The sequence below is a fragment of the Vibrio sp. D54 genome, assembly GCF_021728075.1.
Lineage (GTDB): Bacteria > Pseudomonadota > Gammaproteobacteria > Enterobacterales > Vibrionaceae > Vibrio > Vibrio alginolyticus.
Window position 1 is genome coordinate 1 of sequence record NZ_JAKKCS010000053.1, and the last position, 1,978, is coordinate 1,978.

The 1,978-nt window shown below is 52.9% G+C and carries 5 protein-coding genes and 1 pseudogene; all 6 read right to left on the reverse strand.

Features of this window, described 5'->3' with window-relative positions:
- Positions 1–83, reverse strand: a pseudogene (locus tag L3V37_RS23915) (chemotaxis protein); the annotation flags it as partial.
- The gene (locus L3V37_RS23920) at positions 84–470 is read right to left on the reverse strand and encodes a hypothetical protein (protein ID WP_031380915.1); all 387 of its coding nucleotides are present in this window, start codon (positions 468–470) and stop codon (positions 84–86) included.
- A complete protein-coding gene (locus L3V37_RS23925; protein WP_005457419.1) occupies positions 455–652 on the reverse strand; it encodes a hypothetical protein in 198 nt (65 codons plus the stop codon). The genes L3V37_RS23920 and L3V37_RS23925 overlap by 16 nt, the downstream gene beginning before the upstream one ends.
- Positions 649–792 (reverse strand): hypothetical protein, encoded by a 144-nt coding sequence (locus L3V37_RS23930; protein WP_017636141.1) that lies wholly within the window; start codon positions 790–792, stop codon positions 649–651. The genes L3V37_RS23925 and L3V37_RS23930 overlap by 4 nt, the downstream gene beginning before the upstream one ends.
- Positions 792–1,100 (reverse strand): hypothetical protein, encoded by a 309-nt coding sequence (locus tag L3V37_RS23935; protein ID WP_025627790.1) that lies wholly within the window; start codon positions 1,098–1,100, stop codon positions 792–794. The genes L3V37_RS23930 and L3V37_RS23935 overlap by 1 nt, the downstream gene beginning before the upstream one ends.
- A gap of 9 nt (positions 1,101–1,109) precedes the next feature.
- A complete protein-coding gene (locus L3V37_RS23940) occupies positions 1,110–1,937 on the reverse strand; it encodes a major capsid protein P2 (protein WP_205461039.1) in 828 nt (275 codons plus the stop codon).
- Positions 1,938–1,978 lie beyond the last annotated feature (41 nt).

The following is a 1,978-nucleotide window of genomic DNA, read 5'->3' on the forward strand; positions in this document are numbered from 1 at the left end:
AGGTTATCGCCACTAATGGCATTCTGACCGCTGACGTTAGTGGTGTTACTGGTATTACTCGATTTTGATTTAGAACTACCCATCTACTGCACTCCCAAATCCAAACGAATAAAGTCACCGTCTTGCTTGGCGGTCACACCAATTGAACGCACTAAACGCGCCACACCTTGAAACGCCGTATCCGCAGATAGCGATTGCATCCCCGCCGCTTTAACGACATTAACCAGTTGTTTGATGCCCGAACGCAGACCACGACCCGCGACGCCCCACAAAAAGTAGTTATCACCATCACGCTCACCCGCAATGATGAGATCATTTTCATTGCTGATTAGGCGATACAAACTCACGCGGCCATCCTTGACCGCTTTGCACAGTTCGACATACGCATCAGGGCAAGCGCGAAACGCGGGCTTGAGTTCACCAAGCGCACGTTTCGATTGCGTCACGACTTCAATTACTTCTTTTTCCATAGCAACACCGCCGCAATCACAATCACTACAAGAATCATCAACGTGGTGGAATTGCCGCCGCCCATGTTGATATTGCCTACCGATAGGCTGCCACTTGATTCACCATCGGCACCGCTGACCGCGGGACCACCGTTGGCGCTAATTGGCATCGAGCCAGAATTTCCTAAAAGCCCACCAATCATAATTTGAATCCTTTCTTGTACAGGACATAACACACCAGAAGCAGACCGAGCACCCATCCGATGCGGTCAAAACCGCCCGAGACTTTGATGCCCGCCCATACGCCCACCGCACCTGCAATCAGGTATGGAATAAACGGCATTACTTCTTCCCCTTAGCGACGTAGAACATCGCCAATAACAACAGTACGAACAGCATTCCCATCATCAGGTGCGTGGTGGTCACCCCCGCAAACGCGGAGGTGTACACAGGCTCACCCGTGGGTTGTTGGTAGTCGTTATTGTGCTTTCGCTGTTCATCTGGATTGCTGGACTCGACGCGTTGAGCTTCGTTCTCAATCTTCACGCCGAGCCAGTCTTTTCCCAAGTCGGTGACGTCGGTCATCAGCTCGCCGCCCGTTTCTAAGACGCCATCCCAAATGGAACCCCACATGCTTTGCTCTTGCGCCATAACGCCCCCTTACTGCGCGGTAGGCACCGCCACTTGTTCGATGGCTTCAATCAGCACCGGAATACTACCCGCCGCCGTTTTTTCCACTTCAAACGCTAGTTGTTTCATGGCCGCCGTTGGTAAACGTGCTTCGCTACCAAAACCGCAACGCGTGAAGTCCATCGAGAAGAAGCCCGCATTCTGCTCACGACCCGCCGCGGCTAAGTCGTAGGCGTTATCGGCCTTGTTGACGTTGAGCTCTTCACGCTCATCACGCAGGACGCGAACGCGTTCAATCGTGTTGTCTTTGAGGTGCAAACGCTTGATAGACAGCGCCGCGCTACGCTCGGCAAAGTCAAACGGCGTGCGACCACTTGATGCGGCGTACCATGTTTGGGAATAGATGCGCGGCATGTAAATGCGCTGGCTTTGCGCCGCCGTGGTATGAGCACGAGCGCGAATCATTGGTGCCGCGGCACCCGCTTTGGCTTTTAGCTGGATGTACATGAACCAGATTTCGCCTTGTAGCGTGACTAGCTCACCTGTACGGATACCCAGTTTGGTACGCATCGACAAATCCGAGAAGTTCAGCACGTAGCGACCCGCTTGCACGTATTCTTTCTTGTGCTCTTGCAAGTCGAACAGGTCTTGACCCGTGACGTTGACGATTTCACGGCCGTTCACTTTCACTGTGATGCGCTCAATGTCTGCCGCATCGAGAATGTCCGTCACCAGTTCAATGTTTTGGTAAGTTGGACCCGATACCAAGCGCAAGGTGGCTTGGTTGCCCCAGTTCACACCCTCAACAGGGTCAAGCTCACGTGGACGCGGGTTAAAAGGTTGTTTTAGTGCTTCCATTAGAACCACCCATTTTCGCCGTTAAGAGTTTCACGCACTGG

Bases quoted from the DNA above. Each gene is read 5' to 3' on its own strand.
- L3V37_RS23930 (WP_017636141.1), bottom strand. From the start codon at position 792: ATGCCGTTTATTCCATACCTGATTGCAGGTGCGGTGGGCGTATGGGCG.
- L3V37_RS23920 (WP_031380915.1), bottom strand. From the start codon at position 470: ATGGAAAAAGAAGTAATTGAAGTCGTGACGCAATCGAAACGTGCGCTT.
- L3V37_RS23925 (WP_005457419.1), bottom strand. From the start codon at position 652: ATGATTGGTGGGCTTTTAGGAAATTCTGGCTCGATGCCAATTAGCGCC.
- L3V37_RS23940 (WP_205461039.1), bottom strand. From the start codon at position 1,937: ATGGAAGCACTAAAACAACCTTTTAACCCGCGTCCACGTGAGCTTGAC.
- L3V37_RS23935 (WP_025627790.1), bottom strand. From the start codon at position 1,100: ATGGCGCAAGAGCAAAGCATGTGGGGTTCCATTTGGGATGGCGTCTTA.